We start from the raw sequence: 22,444 nt of genomic DNA, 5'->3' as shown, positions 1-22,444 counted from the left end.
AGCACCATGGATTCCCCGCCGAGCGTGGCATGGCATTCGCCGCCCAGTTCGCGGGCGTCTACCTTAATTTCAACCCCGACGACGCGGCGAGCAGGTCCAGCAAACTCGCCGCGTTCCTGGCCCAGGGCATGGACCCGCAAATGGGCTGGGACGGCTTCGGCAAGCTGGCGGCCGTCGCCATCCAGGCCTACGACATCGAGGCGGCCGACGCCCACAACGCGGTGGCGAGCGTGGCCTTCCAGACCGGACCGCGCAGGATGATGTTGTCGGTCCCGATCTACTTCTCCGGCGACGACGCCGGAGCAAGGTTCGTCGTCTCAGGGCGTCCGGCGATCCTGCCCGCCCCGGCCCCGGCCGACCTCCCCCAGGTGGCCAGGCCCGAAACCGACGACGCGGCGGCGGCCGAGCTCAAGCCGCAGCTGGAGGGCTTCTTCAAGGACTACGCCGACGGTGACGCCGCCGGGCTGCAGCGCTACGTCGCCGCGGGCAAGAGCCTGCCGAGCTTCGGTGGCGCCTTCACCTTCGCAGAGCTCAAGGAAGTCGTGGTGCCTGTGGGGGGTGCCACCAGAGAGATCCAGGCGGTGGTGGTGTGGACCGTCCCGAACGGCGACGTCCCGCCCACTCCCGACTCCACCGACCCAGCGACGGCCGGCGGGCGTCTGGAGCAGGCCTATCGCCTGACCGTCGAGAAGCAGGGCGACAAGTGGTTCGTCGCCGATATCCGCGGCGCCGGCCGGGTCGCTGATTAGGGCATGGCCACGCTGCTGATCGGTACCCCCCGGGAGGACAAGAAGTGACCTATAAGACCGTACTGCTCACCTTGATCGAGATGACGCCGACACCGGTGTCGACCGGCATCGACACCGGAGGGCTCGCCGACTTCCTGCGCGCGTTCTTCGCGCCGCTGTTCCTGGTCGTCGTCTCCGTGGTCGCGCTGTTCTTCCTCTTCACCCGCGAGATCACGCGGTTCGTGCAGTTCCTCATCTTGGCCGTGGCCATCGGTGTGATCTTCTACGTTCCCAACATCATCGAGGTGACGGCGAAGGCGATCGCCGGCGCACTGGGCATCACGTAAGGGTTGAGACCGCTCCCCGGCGGTCATGAACGAGCGGGCGAGAGGAGGGCCGTGTGGACCTGCCCACGTACACGAACATCTGGCGGATAGAGAAGCGGCTGTACAAGCTGTACGACCTGCGCCTGCCGATGCCGCTGCCGATCGTCTGGATCGGCGTCTTCGTCGGGGTGTTCGTTCCGTGGTCGCTCCTGCTGGTCCTGGTGGGCGTGCCGGTGGAGATGCCGTGGCACGTGCTGTTCCTCGTCCCGCCCGGGATCGTCACGTGGTTGTCCACCCGTCCCGTCATCGAGGGCAAGCGGCTCACCGAGCTGCTCGAGTCCCAGCTCCGCTACCTCGGCCAGCCCAGAGCCTGGTACCGCCTCGCGCCCGGCGCCGAGCCCGAGACCGTCACGTTCTCCGCTCGCGTCTGGCGTGCCACCCCCGCCAGGGTCAAGACGAAGAAGCCGCGCAAGGCCCGCCAGGCGCAGCGCAGGCGCGAGGGCCAGCGGATCACCGGGCCTCGCCAGGTGCGGCCCGCCGTGGCCGCCGCCGCTGCCGCCGCCGCGCAGGCCCCGGTGGGCGAGCAGACCGGCGCGCGTCCCGGCTGGGGCACGCGCCGCGGCACCGCGCCGGCGCTCAAGGCCCAGGCACACCAGGCGCCCCCCTCCCCGGCACGCGGCAGCGCGGGTGGCACGATCCGGCGCGAGAAGGGGCTCTCAGGCGGCGCTGAACGCCGTCACGACCGCTCGCCCGTGCCGTCCGCGGGCTCCGGCGCGCCGGAGCCCGGAGACAGGCGTACATCGTTCGGCGAGACGGACGCCGAGGCGCGGGCCGCACGGGACGCGGTCGTGCCGATCAAGACGGCGGAGAGCCGCAAGCCCGTCGCGGGCAAGCCGATCGACACCGAGGCGCTGCGGAGGTTGAGAAGACTCGCGGCGAGCGCCGACGCGCCCGCCGGGACGCCGGAGCCCGCACCGGAGCCCGCGCCGGAGCCCGCACCGGAGCCCGCACCGGCCGAAAGCCCCTGCGACGACGCGCGCCACGATGCTCGTGACGGCGCGCGCCACGACGGTGGACAGCGGCGGGACGACGGGCGGCACGAGGACGAGGCCGCACGCGATCAGCACAGGAAGGGGCAGCCGCCCCGGCTGGGGCCGGCCCTGGTGCTGACGGGCACGCAACGGATCTGGCCGCCGCTCAACCCCGACGCCAAGCCCCTACCCCGCCCCGCCACCCCCACAGAAGCCACTCCCACGGACGACCGCGCGGCAGCCACCTCCACGGGAGCCACCGCCGCAGGAGACGACCGCACGGGGGCCGCTCCGGTAGGAGACGACCGCCCGAGAGCCACTCCCACGGGAGATGACCGCGCGGGAGTCTCCGCCACAGAGGACGACCACGCCGAAGCCGTCCCTACCGCACCCGACACGGCGAAGGCCGACGACGTTCCCCCGGCCGCTGCCGGTGATGCGCCTGTGGCCGCTGACGTTCCGTCGGTTGCTGGTGACGCGGCTGTGGCCGCTGACGTTCCGTTGGCGGCTGCCGGTGACGCGGCTGGGAACGTGGACGCGCCGTCGGACGCCGAAGAGGCGGGGAACACCTCCAGCCAGGTCGCGGACGTACGGGAAGCGCCAGGCACCCCGCAGGCGCCCGACGCGGCAGCCGACCGTGACGTTCCCGCGGCGCGCGCTCGCGGTGCCCGTGACGCCCGGGCCGCTGGTGGGCGCGGCGGTCAGAGGGCTGCGGGGCGGGAGGCGCCCCCGTTGCGGAGCGAACCCGGCCGGGGCGGCGAGCTGGTGCCACCGGTGCCCGGGCCGCGTCCGGGTGAGGGCAGGGTGCGCCGGGTCGAGTCGGTGGTGGGGCGCGACTCCGGCGGATGGCGGCGGATCGCCCAGGTGGTCGTCGGCGGGGGTGGTGTACGCACCGACGGGTCCGAGATCGACGAGGCCAGGGCGAGGGGCGTGTTCAGCGGCAGCCGCAGGGTCGTCGTGCTGGGCTGCACCGGCGGCGCAGGGCAGAGCACGACCGCGCTCATGCTGGGCCACACGTTCGCCCGCTACCGCGACGACAGGGTGGTGGCCGTCGACGCCAACACCGGCGGCAGCACCCTGACCAGCAAGATCGAGCTGGAGACCCCCGAGACGCTCACCTCGCTGCTGTCCGGTCTCGACCGGGTCAGCGGCTACCTCGCCATGCGCGGATACACCACCAGGACGGCCTCCGGGCTCGAGGTGATCAGCGCGGACACCGACGCCGGCGCCGAGCAGCGCCTGGCGGACCGGTCCCTCTTCTCCGACCACCGGCTGGGCGAGTCGATGCGCCTGCTGGACCGCCACTACAAGCTGGCCGTCATCGACCCGGCGGCGGCGCTGGCGGCACGGTTCCTGCCGTACGCCGACCAGCTGGTGCTCGTGGTCCCGGCGAGCGAGGAGGCGTCCGAGGCGGTGGCGATGACGTACGAGTGGCTCGACGGGCACGGCTGCGCGGAGCTGCGCAGGCGTGCGGTGATGGTCGTGAACGGCGTGAGCAGGCGTTCGATGGCCGACGTCGAGCAGGCGGAGGCGGTGGCCAGAGGCAGGTGCCGGGCCATCGTCAGGGTCCCATGGGAGGACGATCTGGCGCCCGGCGGTGCGGAGGTCGTCGAACCCGGGCAGTTGCGCGCGGCCGGGCGGCGGGCCTACCTCGCCCTCGCGGGCGTGGTGATAGCGGGCTTCGCGGCACAGGCACAGACCGTCCGACCGAGCGAGGAGGAGTTGGCGAGTGACCCCCCGGGCACGAGAATCGGTGAGCGATAAGTGAACAAGCGAGCAGGCCTGGCCCGTTCATGCGCTGAGGGGGCGGCATGAGCAGGGCGTCACGAGCGCACCAGCGCCTCGCGGTCCGCTATTTCGACGACCGCATCCTGCTCACGGACACCTGCGCATGGGCGTACTTCAGACTCCCGACGGTCAGCTACGAGTTCGTCACGCCTGAGGAGCGCGAGGCGCTGGCCACCAACATCACGATCGCGCTGGCCGCGATCAGGATGCCCGACGCCGAGGTCCATCTGAGGGTCGCGCACCGCACCTACCCCGCGGCGGAGTGGGCCATGGCGCTCAACGCCACGTCCGACGAGGGGCCGGGCTGGCGCGACTACCTGGAGGAGATGTACCGGCACGTCTGGGCGAAGGACTTCTGGTCGAAGGAGGTCTACCTCGGCGTGCGGCTCGGGCCGCGCGGCAAGCAGCTCGGCAGCGGCGTGCTCAGCCAGCTCCTCGGCTTCTACCAGAAGACCGAGAAGTCTCTCGGCATGGAGGACGACCACGTGCCCGACAGCGAGATCGGGCGGTGGACCGAACACGCGGAGCGGCTGGGCAGGGCGCTCGCGTCGAGCGCCCTCTACGCCAGGCACGCCACCTCCGTGGAGGTGGCGTGGTTGTTCCAGCACGCGGCCGCGGGCGCTCTGGGCGACCCGCCGCCGTCGGCGAGCCCGAAGCGGCGCTGGGGCAGGGGCGAGATCGAGGCGCTGGTGGAGGGCGAGATCCACAACGGCAGGTCGTTGTTGCGGATCGTGCAGCCGCAGGGCGACTCGTACGTGGCTCATCTGTCGTTCGCGCGTTTCCCCGATCTCATGCCGTTTCCCGACGGCGAGCCGTGGATGCACTTCGCCGACCAGCTCGCGTTCCCCGTGGAGATCTCGTCGCGGATGCGGCTGATCCCGCCGGTCAAGGCGTCCAAGGACGTCGCGCGCAAGCTGGCGCACGCCCGTGACATGGACCACCACATCCGGGAGGCGGGCGCGGAGGCGCCGCTGGCGCTGGCGGAGCAGATCGACGCGGCCCGGATGCTGGAGCACGGCATCACGAAGGAGCGGCTGCCGTTCGTGTACGGCTGGCACCGCCTGATCGTGTCGGCCCCGACCGAGGACATCTGCGTGCAGCGGGTGGAGGCGGTTGTCGAGCACTACCGCGACATGGGCATCGACGTGGTCAACTCGACCGGCGACCAGTTCTCGTTGTTCCGCGAGGCGTTGCCGGGGGAGAAGGTGCAGGTCAACGCCTACGCCCAGCGCCAGCCGCTGCGGACGATCTCGGGCGGCATGGCCACGGCGACCGTCGACCTGGGCGACCGGCTGGACGACGGCAGCGAGGGCTGGCTGGGCCCGTACATCGGCGAGACGGTGGGCAGGGCGCGCAGCATCGTGCACTTCGACCCGCTGCTGGCGGCCAGCCGTAACCGGCCGACCGCCATCGCGATCACCGGCGAGCCGGGCGGTGGCAAGACGACGCTCGCGCTGCTGATGATCTATCAGATGGCGTTGCGCGGCGTGACGGTCGCGGTGATCGACCCGAAGGGCGACGCCGAGTCGCTCGTACGGCTGCTCGACAAGCGGGGGCGTAAGGCGCGCATCATCCCGCTCGGGTCGGCGGCGCCAGGGCTGCTCGACCCGTTCTCGTTCGGCGACGACATCGCGGCGAAGAAGACGATGGCCACCGAGACGCTGCGCCTGCTGCTGCCCCGCATGTCGGAGGAGCGCGAGTCGGCGATGATCCAGGCGGTGGCCGCGGTGTCGAACGCGCCCGACCCTTCGCTGGGCAAGGTCGTCGACTTCCTGGAGCAGGCCGGCGACGCCGCCTCGAAGAACCTCGGCGCGGTGCTGCGCTCCATGTCGGAGATGCACCTGGCCAGGCTCTGCTTCGACCCTTCCGGCGGCGACCAGATCGACACGGAGGGGTGGACGACCGTGTTCACGCTGGGCGGGCTGACGCTGCCCGACGTGGCCACGACCAGGGACGACTACTCCTACGAGCAGCGGCTGTCGGTGGCCCTGCTCTATCTGGTCTCCCAGTTCGCGCGCAGGCTGATGAACGGCCTCGACCGGCGCGCCCCCAAGGCGATCTTCCTGGACGAGGCGTGGGCGATCACCTCCACGCCCGAGGGCGCCAAGCTGGTGCCGGAGGTCAGCCGGATGGGCCGCTCCCGCAACACCGCTCTGGTGCTGGTCTCGCAGAACGCGGGAGACCTGCTGAACGAGCAGGTGACCAACTGCCTGTCGTCCGTCTTCGCGTTCAGGTCCACCGAACGGGTGGAGGTGGACCACGTCATGTCCCTGCTCGGGGTGGAGCCGTCGGAAGAGCACAAGGCCGTGCTGCGCTCGCTCGGAAACGGCGAATGCGTATTCCGTGATCTGGATGGCAGGGCGGGCCGCATCGGAGTAGACCTGATCTCCGAGGAACTTCTCCGTTGGCTCGACACGAACCCCACACACGACAAACCCGTCGCCGACGGGCATGATGATCTTCAGGGGGGCGTGGGCAGAGCGCAGGAGGTACGGTCATGAAGGTCCGGCTATCCCGACGACTCGCGCTGGCGTTCGCGCTCGTCACCGCCGTGCTCGTGGTGCCCGTCGTGGTGGGCGGCGTGTCCGCCCCGGCGGCCGCGGCGCCCTGCGACCTCTCGGGCGCGCTCGCGCCAGAGGTGATCGGCGGCGGCACCGACGGCATGATCCAGCCGCCGCCCCCCGAGGGCGGGGCGCAGGCTCCGACCACCAACTACGGCCAGTTCGGGATGAGCGGCCAGTTCTGGCACACCCACGAGCTGGGCTGTTCCGACTACGTCGCCGTGCTCGGCAACATGTGGGCCAACGGCATCTTCACCGCGGCCAAGGCCGTCGACCGGCTGACGATCACCACGTACCAGGCGGCGGCGACCGAAGGGCCACTCCAGTCGATCAAGGACGTGGTCGACGACATCGTCACGAACCTGGCCGACGCGATGTACTGGCCGCTCCTCCGGCCGATCGTGATCATCGGCGCGATCTGGCTGGCCTGGTACGGCCTGATCCGCAAGCGGGCCACCACGACCGCCGAAGGCGTGATCTGGATGGTCCTGGCGGTCACCGTGGCGGTCTGGTTCTTCAGCAGGCCCGGCGACTTCACCGGCCTCGGCAAGGTGGTCACCGACAAGACCGGCGAGGTCGTCAACTCGGCGTTCTCCGGCCTGCCCGGCGCGGGCGGCGCGTCCTGCCTGCCGCCTCCCGGCGACAGCGATCCCGAGCTCAAGCCGGGCGGCTTCGGCCAGGGCGGCACGCCGGGCGTCGAGCAGAACGCCGACGCGCTGTGGTCCACGCTGGTCTGCAAGCCGTGGCTGGTGGGCCAGTTCGGCACCGCCGATCCGCAGCAGCCCATCGTGCGCGACTTCGGCCGCAAGATGCTGGAGATCCAGTCGATCCCGCCCGCCGTCGCCGGTCAGCCCGCCCCCGACGTGGGGGCCCGCCAGTCGGAGTACGCGGAGCTGGCCTCGCAGCTCAGGAACGACCCTCGTTACACCGTCTTCTCCGGCAGGGACTGGTCCAACCGCCTCGGCGTGGCCGTCGGCGCGTTCATCGCCGCGCTGGTGGCCGGCACGCTCATCTTCCTGGTGGCGGTCTCACTGCTGGTGCTGAAGGTGGGCTTCCTGCTGCTGCTCATCCTCGGGCCGATCTTCCTGCTCATCGGCGTGCATCCGGGCAGCGGGCGGATCATCGCCATGCGCTGGGTGGAGATGCTCGTCGGCACGCTGCTGAGACAGGCCGTGCTGACGATCGTGCTCAGCGTGCTCGTGTACGGTTACGCGCTGATCATCTCCACGGCCATGCCGTGGGGGCTGCAGGTGTTGTTCATGGCCCTGCTGACGATCGCGGTGTTCTTCTACCGCCGCCCGTTCCAGCACCTGTTCGCCTCGCTGAACGGCCACACGGTCACCACCCGCATGCTCGGCGAGGCGGCCGGCTCGTCCGTGCTCGAACGGTCCGCGGGCGCGCTGCCACCGGTCGCGTCGGCCAGGATCGGACGCTGGGGGCTGCGCAAGGCCGAGCCGGTCATCAGGGCGGCGGCCGCGGCCAACCCGGCGGGTGCGGCGGCCACGGCGGCGACAGGCCAGGCCAGGGTCCGCGCCGAGGAAGGGGAAGGCGCTCCCTCCGGCACCCGCGTGCCGGCCACGGCGGCGCCCCTCGACACCGACCAGCAGGGCGGCAAGGCGGCGACCAGGGCGCCGCTCGAACCACGCAGGGGCACGGCGCCGCCGCTCAACCTGGGCGCTCCCACCCGCACGCGCGGCGGGGCGGGCGGGCCCAGGCCCGGCGGCGGTCCTGGCGGCTCCGGTGGCGCGGCCGGAGGCAGGGCCGGTGCGGGCGCGGGCTCCGGCGGGTCCGCGGGCTCCGGCGGCGGCTGGTTCGGCGGCGGGTCCGGTGGCGGCTGGGCGCGGCGCGGCGGATCGTCGGGCGGCTCGCGTAACGGATCGTCGGGCGGCTCGCGCGGGTCCCGGTTCGGCGGGTCGGGCGGCACACGTTCCAGCGGCTCCGGCGGCGGGCTGTTCGGCGGCTCCAACGGCTCAGGCCGGTCCGGCGGGTCGCGATCCGGCGGCGGCGGTGGCCGCGGCCAGGCGGGCCCCCGGATCTTCACGTCCGGCGAGTCGTCGTCCCGCTCCTCGGAGGCGCCACCGCTCTGGCTGCGCAGCGGCAGCGACGGTGGCGGCTCCGGAGGCGACAGCCCTTCCGTGCCGTTCTGGCTCAAGCCGAACTCCCCCGACAAGGACTGAACGTGACTCCTCCGCGCCCTGAGGGGAGCGGCTTCTCGCCCCGCTTGAGCGGGAGACGACGGCCAAGTCCTGACCGATGCCCGAAAGCACGAAGCCGATCCCGTCCGGAGGTGGCGACAATGGCTGAGGTTCTGGCGACGGTCCCCTCGGGAGGATCTGATGGCACAGCCAGGTGACCGGCGCGGGCTGGCCTTCGCCGTCATCGTCGTGGTCGTCGCCGCGGTCGGCGTCTACCTGACGATCGGGCCGCCCTCGGAGGAGCAGGCGGAGCCCGCGCCTGAGACGACCCCCGCGGCCGTCGCACCGGCGGCTTCGAGCACGCCGCTGGCGACCGCGAGCGCCGAGCCGTTCGACGTCTACTCCTACCTGCCCATGCAGAAGGAGCAGCTCGCCGCGGCTGCGGACCTGGCCGAGCGGTTCACCGCCGAGTACGGCACGTTCCGTTACGACGAGGATCCGGCGGCCTACGCGACGCGGCTGAAGGCGTACACGACGGCCGAGTTCGGCAACGAGCTGACCAGAACGCTCTCCTCGGCGGGCACCATCGAGCAGAACCGCAATGACGAGATCGTCTCCACGGCCACGGCCCGGCTGAAGGAGATCAGGCAGGTCGAGAAGACCTCCATCGTCTTCGTGATCAGCGCCAGCCGGCAGGTCGCCGCGAAGAGCGGTTCCAAGCAGCACAACGAGGAGTACGCGGTCACGGTGAGCCAGCAGGGAGCCGACTGGCGCGTCTTCGACCTCCGTCCGTCGACGGAGGGCCAGGAGGGGGACATTCTGGAGTGAAAGGTTCGCGTCTCGCCCTGGTGATCGGTCTCGCCGGGGCATTGGTCCTGGTGGCGGTCATCGTCTCGCCGATGTTGCTCATCTCGTTGCCGTCCTTCATCTCCGGCGGCGGCAGCTCCGTCGACTGCGAGGACGACACGCAGGTGGAGGAGGTGTCCGACTCGGGCTCCTCCGACATCCCCGGAAGATACCTGGAGCTGTACAAGAAGCACGGCAAGAAGATCGGCGTGCAGTGGAACATCCTGGCCGCCGTGGGCAAGCGCGAGACCGACCACGGCCGCTCCGACCTGCCGGGCGTCAAGGACGGCACCAACCACGCGGGCGCGGCGGGGCCGATGCAGTTCCTGATCTCCACGTGGGGCGGCAAGGCCAGGATCCCGATGTCGTCCGACTTCAACGGCTACGCCTCCGACGGCGACGGCGACGGCGTGGGCGACGTCTACAACCCCGCCGACGCCATCCTGGGCGCCGCGAAGATGCTCAAGCGCAACGGCGCGCCGGAGAACGTGCGGCAGGCGCTGTTCGTCTACAACCGGGCCTGGTGGTACGTCGACCAGGTGGTCGAGATCGCCAGGAAATACGCCAGGTCCGGCGAGGTGAAGGTGCCGCCGCAGGCCTCGGAGGAGTGCGACGACCCGCTGATCGAGGCCGCGCCGAGCGACGTCGTCGCCAAAATCCTCGAGTACGCGCTCGACCAGCGCGGCAAGCCGTACCTGTGGGGCGGCACGGGGCCGGACGCGTTCGACTGCTCGGGCGTCATCTACGCGGCCTACCGGGCGGCGGGGTTAGTGATCCCGCGGACGACGTTCGTGCAGTGGCCGTTCGGGGTGAAAATCCAGGAAGGGGACGAGCAGCCGGGTGACCTGGTGTTCTTCAACTCCGGTCCCGGCACGTCCGCGAACAACCCCGGCCACGTCGGCCTGGTCGTGTCCAAGGGCAAGATGCTGGAGGCGCGCTGCCGGCTGTGCGGGCCGATCAAGGTCACCAGCTACGAGGCCCGTACCAACAGGGTGGGCTTCACCCGCCCCCTCCAGAACCCCGACGTGCTCGAACAGCTCAAGAAGCTGCAGAATCCATCCCTGTGAGGAATGTGACGTGATGAGCACGGTCGTGGTCGTGGCCGCGGTGATCGTCGCCCCCGGCCGCCGGGTGCTCGCGGCCCAGCGCGCCGAACCGGCGGCGCTGGCCGGCGGGTGGGAGTTCCCCGGCGGGAAGGTGGATCCCGGGGAGGACGAGCGGGCGGCGCTCGTGCGGGAGTGCCGCGAGGAACTCGGCGTCGAGATCGCGGTGGGCGAACGCGTGGGTGGTGACTGGCCGCTTTCGGCGGGGTATGTCATGCGCGTGTGGCTGTGCTCCCTGATTTCGGGCGTGCCCGAGGCCAAGGAGCACCTGGCGCTGCGGTGGCTCGGTCCCGGCGACTATTACGACGTCGACTGGCTGGGCGCTGACCTTCCCATCATGAAGACCGTGGAGAATCTGCTGCCCCGGTGATGGACCTCTCGCTCTGTGTGACATGATGGTGACTCAGTGTGATTTGTCGCAACGGGGGAGTGGAAATGATGCGGCGTGGCTGGATCATTGCCGGAGCCCTCCTTCTGACGGCGGTGCCTTGTGTGCCTGTGGGGGCCACAGGGGTGTCGCTGGTGCTCGAGCGGATCAAGGGGTCTGACGGCGCGGGCCAGCGGGTCAGGACGGGGGACGTCCAGCGGTTCAAGGTACGGCTGAACGGGATGGGCGAGGGCGCGAGGGTCGCGGTGGCGGCCAGCCCGGCGGAAGCGCTGGCGGAGGTCGTCTGCGCCCCGTCGCCCGACCATCCCGCCTGGAGTCCCGGGCCGAGGGCTGTCATGCCGGAGCATGCCAGGCTTCCCGGGGCGGACCGGGAGGAGCTTGCGGAAGGCTCCCGGGCGGAGGTGGCGACGGCGGGCGAGGCGGCCTCCGAGGAGCTTGCCGTACGCGCGTTGTCGGTCCCTTCCGGCTCCACCCGCACCGGCGCCTCCCTGCCGGGAACGCGGGTGTGCAGGCTGGGCGAGGTCTCCGGGGAACGATCCGTGGAGGTGACGCTCACCGCGCCGGCCGGGGCCAGGGCCGTGGCGCTGGCGGCGGCCGCCTGGGTGCGCACCGACGCCGGTGACGGGCTGACGGCCATGGCCGACACCGTCTCCACGGGGGTCAGGAGCACCGTACCGGCGACCCGGCCGCCCGGACCGGACGAGCCCGGCGGCGGAGCGCGGGTGCCCTACGGAGTGCGGGACCGGTCGCAGGACGCTGACTATTCTGCTGTCGCCGGAGCCGGCCGGCCGCCGGCCGGCCCTGGGGTGGGCGAATGGCCTGGTCCGGAGTTCTGGCCGCCCGCCGGTCCGGTGGCCGGGGGTGGGTGGCCTCCCGGTTCAGGCGGGGACGGCCCGCGGCCCGTCGGTCCCGATGATGGACCGCCTCCTGGTTACGGCGCCGAGGCACGTTCACCCGGGGGTGCGGAAGGACGGAGGCCTGCCGGCGTCGAGCGGCATTCCCCGGTGTGGCGCGGTGCGGGCGAGCCCGGGGTGCGGGAGCGTGGCGTGGAAGCGCGGGAGCCTGTGGAGGCCGGGGCGCAGGAGCACGGTCAGGTGATCCGCGAGCTGGAAGGCGCGCGGCGCGAGGCGCAGGGACCACCGGCCATGCGGGGCGGGGTCGAGGAGCAGGGGCCGCCTGCCGTCTCCCCGCAGCGGGCGCCGGGAACGTCGGCACAGGAGCAGGGCGCGGATCCCGGACCCGCTCAACAACCGCCCATCGGGACCCGGTCCCAGGGCTCCCCATCTCACGGGTCCCGGTCTCATGGGGGAGCGCAGTCCCGGGGATCCGGCCAGCCTCAGGGCGCTGTGCCTCAGGGCGTCGGGCAGCCTCAGGGTGCCGGGCAACCTCAGGGGACGGCGCAGCCCGGTGCCGCCCAGCCTCAGAAGACCGCCCAGGCTCAGGGCCGGCAGTCCCTGCCCGCGCAGAACCGGGGGGCAGCGCAGGCTCAGGGCTCGACCCGGTCCCACGGGTCCACGCAGTCGTTGCCCTACGCGAACGCGCAGGAGGTGCCTGACGGGTTCGCGCAGGCGTTCCCCGACGGGGCGCCGCAGGTGCCGGCGACCGCGGGGAACGTTCCATCCCCGGAGGTGTCGTTCCCGCCGGCCGCGAGTCCGGGGTCGGCGCCGTTGCCGTTCGAAATGGTGTCGTCGGCGAAACGTGTGCGCCCGGAAGAGGGGGTCAGCATCGTGGACGGCGCGACGGGTTTCTGGCTGGCGGCCGCAGCCGTCGGACTGCTGCTGGGGGCCTTGGGGCTCATTGTCACGGTACAACAGGGCCGTAACCGTAAATTGGAGTTGTAAATCGGTCTTTACTGTTACTTTGACCCGGCTAGTATTCCCTTGACCATGGTTTCGGGATTGGCGGAGGGCAACGGTGGAGCGCACGAGAGCGACAGCCGTGTCCGCGATCGTCCTGGCGCTGGGCCTCGCCGGTGCGGGCGCGGCCCCGTTCGTCGTGCAGAGCGCCAGCGCGTCCACGGCGGCGTACGACCCCATCGAGGGGTGCAGTCCCGGCGAGGTGTGCGACGCGTGGCCGGAGGATCCCGAGACCACGGTGACGGTCACGGCGACGGCGGGCGAGCCCCCTCCTGACGAGCCGGAGGAGGAGCAGGATCCGCAGACGACGATCACCCAGACCGTCACCGCGACTCCTACGAAGACCACCAAGAGCCCCACGCCGACGAAGACCACCAAGAGCCCGACTCCGAGCAGCACGCCGTCCACTCCGCAGCAGCAGCCGCAGCCGCTGCCCACGCAGAGCGTCGAGGTGCCGCCCAGCACCTCCGCCACTTCCACTCCTGAGGAGAGCGTGGAGATGCCGGCCATCGCGCCGACCGAGACGCCCCCCAGCGCGCCGTTGAGCGAGACGCCGCCTGCCTCCTCCGAGGAGGTGCCGCTGGAGTTGCGGAACGCGGCGCCCGAGTTCGACCAGCGCACGCTGACGCAGAAGCTCAGCATCCCGGCGCTGGTGCTGGTGCTGCTCGCCCTCTTCGCCGTCCTCATCTTCGAGGGGCGGCTGCGCCGGATGGCCCACGCGGCGGCGGTACGCAAGGCGGGGCCGATGGCCCAACCGGAGATGCCTCCTGGTGGCGGCTACCCGGCGGGCCCGGGCTACGCCACGGCCGGCTTCCCCGCCCCCGGCTATCCGGGCGGCACGGCGTACGCGCCGATCATCAGCTTCGTCCCCGTGCAGACCTATCCGGGCGGCCAGGCGCAGTACGGCGCCGTCTACCAGGACCCGCCGCAGGACTACCCGCACGAGGAGCACCCCCCGGCGGAGGATCCGGTGGTGCTGCACCCGGACGAGTTCGGCTCCTACGGTCACGAGCCGCCCAAGCAGAGCGAATACCGTGACCCGTTCGAGCCGGTGATCCCGCCTGCGGACATACCGCCGGGGGGTGCGAGCCCGTACGACGACGAGAGGGAGCGCCCGAGCGCGCCGGCCTCGGCCGCGGAACCGGGTGACGCGGAGCCCTGGCAGGGCCCGTCGGCCTCGCTGTTCGAGCCGCCCGTCCGCGGCGGGAACTACGACCCGCCGCCCTACCTGCCCGCCGACGGCGAGGTGACCGCGATCCAGCCGCTGCCGGACCAGGAGGCGGCCCTGGAGCAGCCGGCAGGCCCGCAGGAGGGTCAGGAACCCGCGCAGGACGCGCCGGGCGACGCCAAGCGCAAGCGCCGCTGGGGCCGCAAGAAGTAGGCGCACGCCGCGGAGGACAAGCGCACAGCGCGGACGCACGAAGGCGGGGGCCGGATCATCCGGCCCCCGCCTTCCGTGTCAGCGCCCTACGAGGTGCGCTTGAAGATCTTGTTGCCCAGCCACACCAGCGGGTCGTACTTCCGGTCGACCACGCGCTCCTTCATCGGAATCAGCGCGTTGTCGGTGATCTTGATGTGCTCGGGGCAGACCTCGGTGCAGCACTTGGTGATGTTGCAGTAGCCGAGCCCGTGCTCCTCCTGGGCCGTCTCCTGCCGGTCCGCCACGTCGTACGGGTGCATGTCCAGCTCGGCGATCCGCATGAGGAAGCGCGGGCCGGAGAAGGCCGGCTTGTTCTCCTCGTGGTCGCGGATCACGTGGCAGATGTTGTTGCACATGAAGCACTCGATGCACTTGCGGAACTCCTGGGACCGCTCGACGTCGACCTGCTTCATCCGGAACTCGCCGGGCCGGACGTCGGCCGGCGGCGTGAAGGACGGGACCTCCCGGGCCTTCTGGTAGTTGTAGGACACGTCGGTGACGAGGTCCTTGATGACGGGGAACGTGCGCATCGGCGTGACCGTGATGGTCTCGTCCTCCTCGAAGGTGGACATCCGGGTCATGCAGCCCAGCCGCGGCTTACCGTTGATCTCCATGCTGCACGAGCCGCACTTGCCCGCCTTGCAGTTCCAGCGCACGGCAAGGTCGGGCGCCTGCGTGGCCTGGAGCCTGTGGATGATGTCGAGGACGACCTCGCCCTCGTTGACCTCCACGGTGAAGTCCTCGAGCCTGCCCTCGCCGCCCTCACCGCGCCAGACCTTGAACTTTGCCTTGTAGCTCATGACTTCGCTATCCCGTCGAACTCGGTCATCTCTTCGTCGGTGAGGTATTTGCTCAGCTCGTCGCGTTCGAAGAGGCTGATCAGGTCGTCGCGCATGCGCGGCTGGATCTTCTCCTCGACGCGGACGGACGAGCCGCCCTCAGTGGAGCAGACGAGCAACTTGCGGCGCCACTCCGGGTTCATCCCGGGGAAGTCGTCGCGGGTGTGCCCGCCGCGGCTCTCCTCGCGCAGCAGCGCGGCGCGCGCCACGCACTCCGACACCAGCACCATGTTGCGCAGGTCGATCGCGAGGTGCCAGCCGGGGTTGTAGACGCGCGAGCCGGCCGCTCCGACCAGTGCCACGCGCTCCTTGAGCTTCTCCACGACCTGGAGAGCCTCGGCGACCTCGTCGGGCTTGCGGATGATGCCGACGAGGTCGTTCATGGTGCGCTGGAGCTCGTGGTGCACCTCGTAGGGGTTCTCGCCGCTGCGTCCGAGCGGCGCGATCGCCTCCTCGCGGGCCGCTTCGACCGCGTCGTCGGCCACCTTGGGCCGGGCCGCGAGCCCGTCCACGTACGCCGACGCGCCCGCGCCCGCCCGGCGCCCGAACACCAGCAGGTCGGACAGCGAGTTGCCGCCCAGCCGGTTGGAGCCGTGCATGCCGCCGGAGACCTCGCCGGCCGCGAACAGGCCGGGCACGGCCGCCGCGCCGGTGTCGGCGTCGACCTCGACGCCGCCCATGATGTAGTGGCAGGTCGGGCCCACCTGCATGGGCTCGGCGGTGATGTCGACGTCGGCCAGCTCCTTGAACTGGTGGTGCATCGACGGCAGCCGCTTCTTGATCTCCTCGGCGGGCAGCCGGGTGGAGACGTCGAGGAAGACGCCGCCCTGGGGCGAGCCGCGACCGGCCTTGACCTCGGCGTTGATCGCGCGGGCCACCTCGTCACGCGGCAGGAGCTCCGGCGGGCGGCGGTTGTTGGCCTGGTCGGTGTACCAGCGGTCGCCCTCTTCCTCGCTGGTGGCGTACTTGTCCTTGAACACGTCGGGGACGTAGTCGAACATGAAGCGCTTGCCCTCGGAGTTGCGCAGCACGCCGCCGTCACCGCGGACGGACTCGGTGACGAGGATGCCGCGCACGGACGGCGGCCAGACCATCCCCGTGGGGTGGAACTGGATGAACTCCATGTTGATCAGGTTGGCGCCGGCGAGCAGGGCCAGGGCGTGGCCGTCGCCGGTGTACTCCCAGGAGTTGGAGGTGACGACGTAGGACTTGCCGATCCCGCCGGTGGCCAGGACGATGGCCGGCGCGTCGAAGAGGATGAAGTTTCCCGTCTCGCGCCAGTAGCCGAACGCGCCGGAGATCGCGTCGCCGTCCTTGAGCAGCCGGGTGACCGTGCACTCGGCGAAGACCTTGATGTAGGCCTCGTAGTCGCCGTGGGTCTCGTAGTCCTCCTGCTGGAGCGCGACGACGCGCTGCTGCAGGGTGCGGATCATCTCCAGCCCTGTGCGGTCACCCACGTGGGCGAGCCGTGGATACTCGTGCCCGCCGAAGTTCCGCTGGCTGATCTTGCCGTCCTTGGTGCGGTCGAACAGCGCGCCCCAGGCTTCGAGCTCCCAGACGCGGTCGGGCGCCTCCTTGGCGTGCAGTTCGGCCATCCGCCAGTTGTTGAGGAACTTGCCGCCCCGCATGGTGTCACGGAAGTGCACCATCCAGTTGTCGTCGGGGTTGACGTTGCCCATCGCGGCGGCGGCGCCGCCCTCGGCCATGACGGTGTGCGCCTTGCCGAACAGCGACTTGCAGACGATCGCCGTGCGCTTGCCCTGCTGGCGCGCCTCGATCGCGGCCCGCAGGCCGGCGCCGCCCGCGCCGATGACGACGACGTCGTACTCGTGGCGCTCTGTGTTTATCGAGTTTTCCACTGAAGCTGGTCCTTACGCGAACGGGAAGGCGATGATGCCCTTGGCGACCAGACGGACATAGAGGTCGGCGCCCATGACGGAGAACATCGAGGCCCACGCGAGCTGCTGGTGCTTGGCGTTGAGCTTGGAGACGAACGTCCAGGCCCGATAGCGCAGCGGGTGACGGGAGAAGTGGTTGAGCCTGCCCGCGGTGATGTGGCGGCACGAGTGGCAGCCGAAGGTGTAGCCGAGGATGAGCACGGCGTTGACGAGCAGGATCCACGAGCCGAGGCCCAGCGGCTTGTGCACCAGCGCCAGGACAGCGTCGTAGGTGAGGATGGCGCCGATCACCACCGCGAAGTAGAAGAAGTAGCGGTGGATGTTCTGGATGATCAGCGGGAACCGGGTCTCACCGGTGTACTTCCCATGGGGCTCCTGCACGGCGCACGCCGCCGGCGACAGCCAGAACGAGCGGTAGTAGGACTTGCGGTAGTAGTAGCACGTCAGCCGGAACCCGCCGGGCAGGCCGAGGATCAGCAGCCCCGGCGGGAGCGCGTACCAGCCGCCGACGGGCGCCCACCCGAACAGCCGCGCGCCGTCGCAGACCTCCTGGGTCGTCAGGCAGGGCGAGGCGAACGGGGCGATGTAGGGCTCGACGAAGTTGCTCGTGTCGATGATCGCCCACACACCGTAGACAAGGAATGAGCTGAGCCCGAGGAACGTCACTAGCGGGACGAGCCACCATCGGTCGGTGCGCAGCGTGCGCACCTTGACCTGGGCACGCTGCCTTCTCGCTGGTGCTTCGGGCGTCGTTTGGGTCATCGCGGACCTCTCCACCTCCCGCGGACCCATCGCGCGGGGGGTCCGTGGTTTTCGTATTCGCTGGGCGCGCGGATGGCGATCTCCGCTCAGGCGCGCGTTGGTGGGGGATACGTTACGACGACAGGATCGAGTTTAGTGAGCGGGGTCACTCACAATTTCGATGACCCGCTGTGATTCCTGTCACGTAGGCGCGTCACATGGGCTGCCCCGAGGTAGGAAGTTTAACCACCGTTACGAAAAAATTATCTATCTGTCGGACAACGCGGATAAATTGCTCAAAGTCCACAGGCTTGGACACGTACGCGTTGGCGTGCAGCCGGTAGCTGCGCAGGATGTCCTCCTCCGCCTCCGACGTCGTCAGGATCACCACCGGGATCGTGCGTAGCGCGGGGTCGTCCTTGACCTCCCGCAGCACCTCGCTGCCGCTCTTCCTCGGCAGGTTGAGGTCGAGCAGGATGAGGTCGGGGCGGCTCGCGTCGCGGTAGTCGCCCTCCCTGCGCAGATAGGCCAGCGCCTGCTCGCCGTCGTTGACCACGTCGAGGCGGTTGCGGACCTTGTTGAGGTCGAACGCCTCCTTCGTCAGCAGGATGTCCCCCGGGTCATCCTCGACCAGGAGCACGTCGATCGGTCGTACGTCCATCGTGATCAGCCTCCGGCCGCAGGTAGTGTCCAGCGGAACGTCGTGCCCCCGCCCTCGGTCTCACCGTCCAGCCACAACCGGCCACCGTGATACTCGACGATCTTGCGGCACAGGGCGAGCCCGATTCCGGTGCCGGGATAGACATCGCGGGGATGCAGGCGCTGGAAGATCAGGAAGATGCGGTCAGCGTACTTCGGCTCCACCCCGATGCCGTTGTCGGAGCAGCTGAACTCCCACATGTCGCCGTTCCGCTCCGCCCCGATGTGGATGCGCGGGGGCTCCTCGGCGCGGAACTTCACGGCGTTCTCGACCAGGTTCTGGAAGAGCTGGGTGAGCTGCACCCGGTTGCCGGTGACCCGGGGCAGCTCGTCGCGGGTGACCGTGGCTCCGGTGTCCTCGATCGCGGCCGAGAGGTTCTCCAGCGCCGCGTCCAGCGCCACGCCCGAGTCGACGACGGCCTTCTCGCCGGTGACCCGGCCCACCCTGGAGAAGTCGAGCAGGTCGTTGATGAGCAGTTGCATGCGCTTGGCGCCGTCGACCGCGTAGTGGATGTACTGCCTGGCCCGGTCGTCGAGCTGCGGGCCGTAACGCTGCTCCAGCATCTGGGTGAAGCCGGCGACCTTGCGCAGCGGCTCCTGGAGGTCGTGGCTGGCGACGTAGGCGAACTGCTCCAGCTCGCCGTTGGACCTGCGCAGCTCCTCGCTCTGGTCGGCGGCGACCCGCCAGGCCGCGACGATGCGGTCACGCATGGAGTCGACGTGACCGGCCAGCTCGGCCAGCTCCGCCGGCCGGTCGACGTGCAGGACGTGGTCGAAGTCGCCGGCGGCGACCGTACGCACCTGTGTGGTGAGCCGGTCGATGGGGTTCAGGACGAAGTGGCGCACGATGAACGCCAGCCCGATGCCGCAGGCGAGCAGCACCGCGAACACCACGATCAGCGTGACGTTCAGCCGGGACAACTGCGCGGCCACCTCGGGGGGCGGGGACAGCTCCATGGTGCGGGCGCTCATCACCAGGACGACCGTGACCCCGGCCACGAACGCGATGCCGGCGACCGCCCCGACGAACAGGAACCAGCGGGCGACCGGCAGCCGGCCCAGCCCCTTGGCCTCCGGGGCGGGCGGCAGCGGATGGATGCTCATGCTCTCCTCCTGCGCAGCAGGATCACGGCGAGGTCGTCGCTCAGCGTGCCGACATGGGGGATGAGCCGGTCGAGGTCGATGTCTCCGCGAGCGCGTACGAGCTCGACCAGGCCGTCGACCCCGATCTCCCCGCCGGGCTCGCCCACGGCCGCCTCGATCAGGCCGTCGGTGTAGAGCATCATCGTCCACTCCTCGCCCAGCGGGACGTCGATCACCAGCCACTCCACGTCGGGGAAGATGCCGAGCGGTGGGCCGGAGGGCGTGTCGCACACCGCCTCGGCGCCTCCGTCGCGCACCAGCACGGGAGGTGGGTGGCCGACCACGTGCATCTTCGCGTGCCGCAGGTCGGGGGCGATGGTGGCCGTGCAGAGCGTGGTGAAGATCTCGGGGGCCTGGCGCTCGGCACGCAGCAGCGCGTCGAGCGTGCGCAACATCGCCTCGTCCGTCTGCCCGGCCAGCACCAGCGTGCGCCAGGCGATGCGCAGCGCCACTCCGAGCGCCGCCTCGTCGGGCCCGTGCCCGCACACGTCGCCGATCACGACGTGCACGGAGCCGTCCGGCGTCTGCACGGTGTCGAAGAAGTCGCCGGCCAGCGTGCCGCCGCTGCCCGGAAGGTAGCGGGTGACGTGCTCGATCGCGCCGGTACGCAGCAGCGCGTCGGGCAGCAGCGCGCTCTCCAGCCTGGCGTTCTCCTTGGCCGTCAGCTCCGCCTGCAGCAGCGCCAGGTGGGCCAGGTCGGCCCGCTTGCGCTCCATCGCGTATCTGATGGCCCTGGCCAGCAGCCGCGCGTCGACGTCCTGTTTGACCAGGTAGTCCTGGGCGCCTGCCTGGACGGCGGTGACGCCCACGTGGACGTCCCGCAGGCCGGTGAGCACGAGCACGGCCGCGTGCGGGGCCAGCGCCAGGACCTCCTCCAAGGCTTCCAGGCGGTTCGCGTCGGGCAGCGTCAGGTCGACGAGCACGCATTGGATGTGCTCGGTCAGCTTCTCCTTCGCCTCGCGCAGACTTCGCGCCCGGAGGATCCTGGGCAGGGCTTCCGCCTCCTCGAGCAGCTCTTCGACGAGGAAGGCGTCGCCGTCGTCATCCTCGATGAGGAGCAGCGTCAGCGTTTCTGAGAGATTTGCCGTCAAGACGCCTCTTCGGGGAGTTGAAGTGGTAGTGCTCATTTTGTGATGAGCTCCACGCCTTGGGGAAGCGTGCCTTCATGTCCAGACTCCGCCACGAAAGCTAGCAAAATCTCGCGGAACGCCTGTGCCGCTCTGGTCGGCTCGACGTCCTTGCGGTGGGCCAGGGCGATCGTCCTGCTGAGCCCTGGCGGCGCGAGCGGCGTGCCCGAGAGGCCAGGCCGCCCGTCGAGCACCATCGACGGCACCACGGCCACGCCCAGGCCCGCCTCCACGAACCGCAGCACCGCGTCCATCTCGCCGCCCTGCACCGCGAATCTCGGCTCGAACCCCGCCTGACGGCACGCCGCCAGCGTGGCCTCCCGCAGGTCGTAGCCGCGCCGGAACATCACCATCTGGCGGCCGCGCAGGTCCTCGATGTGCAGGTAGCGCCCGCGCGCCGCCTCGTGCGAGGGGGTGGCGACCACGAGGTTCTCCCTGAGGATCTCCTCCGTCACCAGGGCCGGGTCATCGCTGTGCAGCGGCATGATGATCAGCGACAGGTCGAGCTGGCCCCGGGCCAACGCCCTGACCAGGTCACGCGAGCCGCCCTCCTCCACCAGCAGCTCGATTCCCGGGTACGCGCGGTGGAAGCGGGCCAGCGCGTCGGCCAGCAGCCCCGCGCACAACGACGGCGTGGCGCCGAGCCGCACCCGGCCACGCCTGAGCCCCGCGAGCTCGGCCACCTCCTGCCGGGCGGTGTCGGCGTCGGCCAGGATCCGGCGGGCCAGCGGCAGCAGCGCCTCGCCCGCCGCGGTCAGCGTGACGTTGCCCCGGGCGCGGGAGAACAGCCGGGTGCCCAGGTCGTCCTCCAGGGTCTTGATCTGCTTGCTGAGGGACGGCTGCGCGACCCGCATGCGCTCGGCCGCCTGGGTGAAGTGCCTGGTCTCCGCGACCGCGACGAAGTAGGCCAGTTGTTGCAGCTGCATGTGACATTCCTCGCATCGGCCGACCGTCCCTGGCGTGGGGCGACCGTACAGACCCGAATCATAGCTTGTGGCTATCGAAACGAGGCCTACGATGACTTGGACGGATCGTCGCTGCGTACATAGCGTCTGGAGACGTGACAGCCACGATAGAGCGCGGCGCCGCCACAGCGCCCGTCACCCCTCCCAGCACCCGGAAGCGCCGCAGAGCGCGCGGCTTCATGGGTTCCTCGAACGGCAAGAAGGCCGTCATGGCCGTCACGGGCGCCGTGATGGTGCTGTTCCTCATCCTCCACATGCTCGGCAACCTCAAGATCTTCTTCGGCCGCGACTCGTTCAACGAGTACGCGCACGCGCTGCGCACGCTGCTCGAGCCGATCGTCCCCTACCGCACGGTGCTGACGATCGTGGAGATCGTGCTCGCCGCCTCCGTCGTCCTGCACATGTGGGCCGCGATCTCGCTGGCCCGGCGGGCGGGCAAGGCCAGGCCGGTGAAGTACGTCGCCAAGAAGTCGCAGGCCGGCGGCTACGCCACCCACATCATGCGGTTCGGCGGCCTGACGATCGCGCTGTACGTGGTCTGGCACCTGCTCGACCTGACCTTCGGCGTCGTCAACCCCAAGGGTTTCGACTCCGCCCCCGCCGACCGGATGGTCGCGGGCTTCGACCCCTCCCGGTGGTGGGTGACGCTCATCTACGTCGTCGCCGTCGTCCTGGTCGGTCTGCACCTGCGGCACGGCGTCTGGAGCGCGTTCCAGACCCTCGGCTGGGCCAACCGGGCCCGCAACAAGATGCTGCGCCTCGGGGCGGGCCTGCTGGCCGCCGGGCTGGTCATCGGTTTCCTCGCCCCGCCCCTCGCGATCACGTTCGGAGTTGTGCAGTGAGGAGTGGT

At 70.6% G+C, this 22,444-nt stretch carries 18 protein-coding genes; 11 read left to right on the top strand and 7 right to left on the bottom strand.

The window, feature by feature from the left end; genetic code table 11:
* The first annotated feature begins 29 nt into the window (after positions 1 to 29).
* The 10 genes from ABGA98_RS37920 to ABGA98_RS37875 all read left to right on the top strand — a co-directional run bounded on the left by ABGA98_RS37920 (position 30) and on the right by ABGA98_RS37875 (position 14,143).
* Complete coding sequence (locus ABGA98_RS37920) at positions 30 to 749, top strand: conjugal transfer protein (protein ID WP_347623270.1); 720 nt, start codon at positions 30 to 32, stop codon at positions 747 to 749.
* Positions 750 to 829: 80 nt separating this feature from the next.
* Positions 830 to 1,075 carry a hypothetical protein gene (locus tag ABGA98_RS37915; protein WP_246091063.1) on the top strand — a complete coding sequence of 82 codons (246 nt, stop codon included), beginning with the start codon at positions 830 to 832 and terminating at the stop codon, positions 1,073 to 1,075.
* A 53-nt stretch (positions 1,076 to 1,128) separates the two neighbouring features.
* Complete coding sequence (locus tag ABGA98_RS37910; RefSeq protein ID WP_347623269.1) at positions 1,129 to 3,849, top strand: TcpE family conjugal transfer membrane protein; 2,721 nt, start codon at positions 1,129 to 1,131, stop codon at positions 3,847 to 3,849.
* A gap of 47 nt (positions 3,850 to 3,896) precedes the next feature.
* Positions 3,897 to 6,374, top strand: coding sequence for an ATP-binding protein (locus tag ABGA98_RS37905; RefSeq protein WP_347623268.1), 2,478 nt, complete (start codon positions 3,897 to 3,899; stop codon positions 6,372 to 6,374).
* Complete coding sequence (locus ABGA98_RS37900; protein ID WP_347623267.1) at positions 6,371 to 8,611, top strand: type IV secretion system protein; 2,241 nt, start codon at positions 6,371 to 6,373, stop codon at positions 8,609 to 8,611. The genes ABGA98_RS37905 and ABGA98_RS37900 overlap by 4 nt, the downstream gene beginning before the upstream one ends.
* Before the next feature lie 159 nt (positions 8,612 to 8,770).
* Positions 8,771 to 9,397: a hypothetical protein gene (locus ABGA98_RS37895; RefSeq protein ID WP_347623266.1), complete on the top strand. Its 627-nt coding sequence runs from the start codon at positions 8,771 to 8,773 to the stop codon at positions 9,395 to 9,397.
* Positions 9,394 to 10,482, top strand: coding sequence for an NlpC/P60 family protein (locus ABGA98_RS37890; protein WP_347623265.1), 1,089 nt, complete (start codon positions 9,394 to 9,396; stop codon positions 10,480 to 10,482). The genes ABGA98_RS37895 and ABGA98_RS37890 overlap by 4 nt, the downstream gene beginning before the upstream one ends.
* Positions 10,483 to 10,495: 13 nt before the next feature.
* Complete coding sequence (locus tag ABGA98_RS37885) at positions 10,496 to 10,888, top strand: (deoxy)nucleoside triphosphate pyrophosphohydrolase (protein WP_347623264.1); 393 nt, start codon at positions 10,496 to 10,498, stop codon at positions 10,886 to 10,888.
* Between the two features lie 122 nt (positions 10,889 to 11,010).
* Entirely contained in the window at positions 11,011 to 12,747 is a 1,737-nt protein-coding gene (locus ABGA98_RS37880) for a hypothetical protein (protein ID WP_347623263.1), read from the top strand.
* A 73-nt stretch (positions 12,748 to 12,820) separates the two neighbouring features.
* Positions 12,821 to 14,143: a hypothetical protein gene (locus ABGA98_RS37875; protein ID WP_347623262.1), complete on the top strand. Its 1,323-nt coding sequence runs from the start codon at positions 12,821 to 12,823 to the stop codon at positions 14,141 to 14,143.
* Between the two features lie 86 nt (positions 14,144 to 14,229).
* On the opposite strand, the gene ABGA98_RS37870 is transcribed toward ABGA98_RS37875, so the two are convergent.
* From ABGA98_RS37870 to ABGA98_RS37840, 7 genes are all read right to left on the bottom strand, one after another.
* Positions 14,230 to 14,982, bottom strand: coding sequence for a succinate dehydrogenase/fumarate reductase iron-sulfur subunit (locus ABGA98_RS37870; RefSeq protein ID WP_132600105.1), 753 nt, complete (start codon positions 14,980 to 14,982; stop codon positions 14,230 to 14,232).
* Complete coding sequence (locus ABGA98_RS37865; protein ID WP_347623324.1) at positions 14,979 to 16,868, bottom strand: fumarate reductase/succinate dehydrogenase flavoprotein subunit; 1,890 nt, start codon at positions 16,866 to 16,868, stop codon at positions 14,979 to 14,981. Before ABGA98_RS37865 ends, ABGA98_RS37870 begins: the two co-directional genes overlap by 4 nt.
* Positions 16,869 to 16,892: 24 nt before the next feature.
* Positions 16,893 to 17,681 carry a hypothetical protein gene (locus ABGA98_RS37860; RefSeq protein ID WP_347623261.1) on the bottom strand — a complete coding sequence of 263 codons (789 nt, stop codon included), beginning with the start codon at positions 17,679 to 17,681 and terminating at the stop codon, positions 16,893 to 16,895.
* A 193-nt stretch (positions 17,682 to 17,874) separates the two neighbouring features.
* Positions 17,875 to 18,321, bottom strand: a complete 447-nt coding sequence (locus tag ABGA98_RS37855; protein WP_347623260.1) for a response regulator — start codon at positions 18,319 to 18,321, stop codon at positions 17,875 to 17,877.
* Between the two features lie 5 nt (positions 18,322 to 18,326).
* On the bottom strand, positions 18,327 to 19,463 hold the full coding sequence (locus ABGA98_RS37850) for an ATP-binding protein (protein ID WP_347623259.1): 1,137 nt from the start codon (positions 19,461 to 19,463) through the stop codon (positions 18,327 to 18,329).
* Complete coding sequence (locus tag ABGA98_RS37845; RefSeq protein ID WP_347623258.1) at positions 19,460 to 20,593, bottom strand: fused response regulator/phosphatase; 1,134 nt, start codon at positions 20,591 to 20,593, stop codon at positions 19,460 to 19,462. Before ABGA98_RS37845 ends, ABGA98_RS37850 begins: the two co-directional genes overlap by 4 nt.
* A gap of 32 nt (positions 20,594 to 20,625) precedes the next feature.
* Positions 20,626 to 21,555, bottom strand: a complete 930-nt coding sequence (locus ABGA98_RS37840; protein WP_347623257.1) for a LysR substrate-binding domain-containing protein — start codon at positions 21,553 to 21,555, stop codon at positions 20,626 to 20,628.
* A 134-nt stretch (positions 21,556 to 21,689) separates the two neighbouring features.
* On the opposite strand from ABGA98_RS37840, the gene ABGA98_RS37835 reads away from it, so the two are divergent.
* Positions 21,690 to 22,436 (top strand): succinate dehydrogenase cytochrome b subunit, encoded by a 747-nt coding sequence (locus tag ABGA98_RS37835; RefSeq protein WP_347623256.1) that lies wholly within the window; start codon positions 21,690 to 21,692, stop codon positions 22,434 to 22,436.
* Positions 22,437 to 22,444 lie beyond the last annotated feature (8 nt).

This window comes from Nonomuraea sp. B1E8 (genome assembly GCF_039871515.1).
Classification (GTDB): Bacteria; Actinomycetota; Actinomycetes; order Streptosporangiales; family Streptosporangiaceae; genus Nonomuraea.
This window is presented reverse-complemented; position numbering and strand designations above follow the sequence as displayed.

Coding starts and splice junctions, on each gene's coding strand:
- ABGA98_RS37920 (WP_347623270.1), top strand. CDS start 30: ATGGCATTCGCCGCCCAGTTCGCGGGCGTCTACCTTAATTTCAACCCC.
- ABGA98_RS37915 (WP_246091063.1), top strand. CDS start 830: ATGACGCCGACACCGGTGTCGACCGGCATCGACACCGGAGGGCTCGCC.
- ABGA98_RS37905 (WP_347623268.1), top strand. CDS start 3,897: ATGAGCAGGGCGTCACGAGCGCACCAGCGCCTCGCGGTCCGCTATTTC.
- ABGA98_RS37900 (WP_347623267.1), top strand. CDS start 6,371: ATGAAGGTCCGGCTATCCCGACGACTCGCGCTGGCGTTCGCGCTCGTC.
- ABGA98_RS37895 (WP_347623266.1), top strand. CDS start 8,771: ATGGCACAGCCAGGTGACCGGCGCGGGCTGGCCTTCGCCGTCATCGTC.
- ABGA98_RS37885 (WP_347623264.1), top strand. CDS start 10,496: ATGAGCACGGTCGTGGTCGTGGCCGCGGTGATCGTCGCCCCCGGCCGC.
- ABGA98_RS37870 (WP_132600105.1), bottom strand. CDS start 14,982: ATGAGCTACAAGGCAAAGTTCAAGGTCTGGCGCGGTGAGGGCGGCGAG.
- ABGA98_RS37860 (WP_347623261.1), bottom strand. CDS start 17,681: ATGACCCAAACGACGCCCGAAGCACCAGCGAGAAGGCAGCGTGCCCAG.
- ABGA98_RS37855 (WP_347623260.1), bottom strand. CDS start 18,321: ATGGACGTACGACCGATCGACGTGCTCCTGGTCGAGGATGACCCGGGG.
- ABGA98_RS37850 (WP_347623259.1), bottom strand. CDS start 19,463: ATGAGCATCCATCCGCTGCCGCCCGCCCCGGAGGCCAAGGGGCTGGGC.
- ABGA98_RS37840 (WP_347623257.1), bottom strand. CDS start 21,555: ATGCAGCTGCAACAACTGGCCTACTTCGTCGCGGTCGCGGAGACCAGG.